The organism is Thiomicrorhabdus sp. (assembly GCF_041583835.1).
Lineage (GTDB): Bacteria > Pseudomonadota > Gammaproteobacteria > Thiomicrospirales > Thiomicrospiraceae > Thiomicrorhabdus.
The window spans coordinates 1-2,708 of record NZ_JBFHFC010000042.1 but is presented as its reverse complement, the minus strand read 5'-3'; the positions used below and the strand labels follow the sequence as shown (position 1 = coordinate 2,708).

Below are 2,708 nucleotides of genomic sequence, written 5' to 3'. Positions count from 1 at the left end.
TGTGGTGGTGTATCCCGACGGCAATTTCAGCTACACGCCGGAAGCGGACTACAACGGTACGGACAGTTTCACCTACACCATTACCGATGTTGACGGCGACGTCAGCACCGCGACGGTGAACTTGACGATTGACCCGACCAATGACGTACCGATTGTAGAAAACGTTACGTTGCATACGGATAACTTGGCGGGTGATTGGGTCTCTTCAATGATGCCGATTACGTTGTCGGCTGATGGCTCAAATACCATTAGTTGGGATTTGTCTTCGGTTCCGGAGCTTTTCTCGAACGGAGAGCAGGTCGCCGTATACTATGACCCTTATACCGATAAAGTTATTGGTGAAACGGAAATTAGCGGGATTTTAGTCTTTGAGTTATCGGTTGATTTGAATGAAGGTACAGAGGAAGAGCCTTCTTTCATATTCAAACAATATCAAGAGTTGATTTCGGGTACGACCGTAGAACTTTCGGATTCGGTTGATTTGACCGGCGGTAATACACCGGACGGTTACGGTTTTGCCTTGTTTGATGCAGAAGGTAATCTTTTAGCGACGGCAGAAGCGACGGCATCGGGCGCTACCCATAATACGGTGAATTCGACCAACAATACCATGGGGGTTGATAACACTTTTATCGATAGTGGAGAGACCCTGACGATCGATTACTCGGTAGATAGCGGCTCATTCACCGAAGGCCATGGCGGAAATGCCGTTACGTATGACTTTGTGGCTTCGGGTGTACAAAGCATGTTAGTGACGTTGGATGCCTTTGATAGCGGTGAAACGGCTGTCTATACGGTTTATGGACAGGATGCCGATGGAATGGAAGTGTCGTCCGTGTTTACGGTTGACGGAAATGATGAAGGGTCGTTATCGTTTGAAATCATGGCGGCGGATATTGACGCCGTTTATATCGATAAGGTCGAATTTGGTGCAGAATCCGGTTCTTACCAACTCGACTTTGATGCGATTACGACGGTTTCCATTGATGAAAATGCCTCTATACCTCTAGGCTATACCGTAACGGATGTCGATGGCGATTTTGATAGTGCCACGATGACGATTGATGTTTATGGTGTTGGAGAAGAGGCCGGATTTGTTTTCGAAGGCTCTGCAGATAGTCATGATGTTTTCGATATGGGCGAACCCGGCAGTACCGCATCTATTTCTAATTACGATATCGCGGCGGACACTCTGGAAGTGAGCGATGTGATTGAAGATACTTCACAGCAGATCGCTTCGAATACATTAAGAGAATATTTCGAACTCACCGCCGTCGATAGTGATAATGATGGCCAGGTAGACGATACTCAGATCTTAATAGACTCTAATGGTGAGTCGGTTGATGGTGGAGACATTACAACGATTTACATTCAAGATACCGTCTTGGACGAAGATGATATTGATGATATGAAAGTCGATTATCAAAAAGAATAGTTTTTTAGACTTAGGATGGGTCCATAACCTACCCAACAGGAAAGGCGCTTAATTAAAGCGCCTTTTTTTTAAATAAAATTTATGCGTTCTCTATGACTTAAATTACCGTTTAAGTTGGGATTTTTTAGTATTTTGAGAGAAAAAATAACAATACTGTACCTAAGGACAATAGATATCAATTTTCTATAGGAATAGTATGGGTTTAAATACAAAAAAATCCCTACTATTTAAGTAAGTATTTTGACTTATCTATATAAAATCATTGGAGAATTGTCATGTCAATTGTTGCTGGAAAGGTTAGTGCTGTAACGGGTGTTGTTCAAGCCATTAATCCAAACACGGGTGAAATTCGTTTACTTTCCCAAGGTGATCAGATTTTTTCCGGCGAGGTTATTTTAACCTCGGTAACGGGTGGCATTACAATCGATTTAAACAATGGTGAGTTGCTGACATTAGGTCGAGATACCGAAATGTTGATGGATGAGGATGTGACTGGAGCCTCAGTTACCGATTCCGCAACGGAAAATGCCGTTGATGTCGCCGCGTTACAGCAAGCGATTTTGGAAGGCAACGTTGACTTAGAAAACTTGGAAGAAACTGCTGCAGGTGATGCAGGAGCAGGTTCAAGTGCGAATGCCGGTGGTGAGAACCTGGTAGATAGATTGGGTGCAACGGGTAGTGTTACCAGTGGTTTTGACACTTCCGGAATTAGCCCGACTATTACCAATAGAGGATTCCAGGCGGAAGCCGCTGTAGAGCCTGCCGTTGCTCAGCCTGTTAACGCTCTCGTCTCGATCAGTGGGGCTCAAGACATCGTCGAAGGTGATGCCTCCACTCCTTATACTGTAAGCGTCGACCAAGCAGCGGGTGATGTAACCGGTGATATTACAGTTGAATTGATTTACAGCGGAACCGCAATTGACGGTACCGACTATACCGGTGTGGCACAAGTCACGATTCCGGCGGGTAATAATAGTGTTGATTTCACGATCAATACGATCGATGATGCCTTGGCTGAAGGCGTTGAAAACTTCACAATTACAATTGGAAACATCGTTGATACCGCAAACAGTTTCGATACGATCGCAGCGGATACAAACGCCAATAGCGTATTGAGCACGATCAGCGATGAAAATCCGGAAGATCCAAATAATCCGCAAGACCCAGATACGGCGTTCACGTTGAAGCTGTTCGCAGCGGATGCGCAAGGCAACATCATCAGCGATCCATCGGTGATCAACGAAGAAGGTGAAACGAGCACATACTACGTGGT

At 45.0% G+C, this 2,708-nt stretch carries 2 protein-coding genes; both read left to right on the top strand.

Annotation, left to right across the window (positions count from 1 at the left end; all coding sequences use genetic code 11):
- The coding region (locus ABY044_RS12095) for an Ig-like domain-containing protein (protein ID WP_373020995.1) at window positions 1-1,435 on the top strand (1,435 nt) is incomplete at its 5' end.
- A 275-nt stretch (window positions 1,436-1,710) separates the two neighbouring features.
- A partial coding sequence (locus tag ABY044_RS12090) for a retention module-containing protein (protein ID WP_373020993.1) occupies window positions 1,711-2,708 on the top strand: 998 nt, incomplete at its 3' end.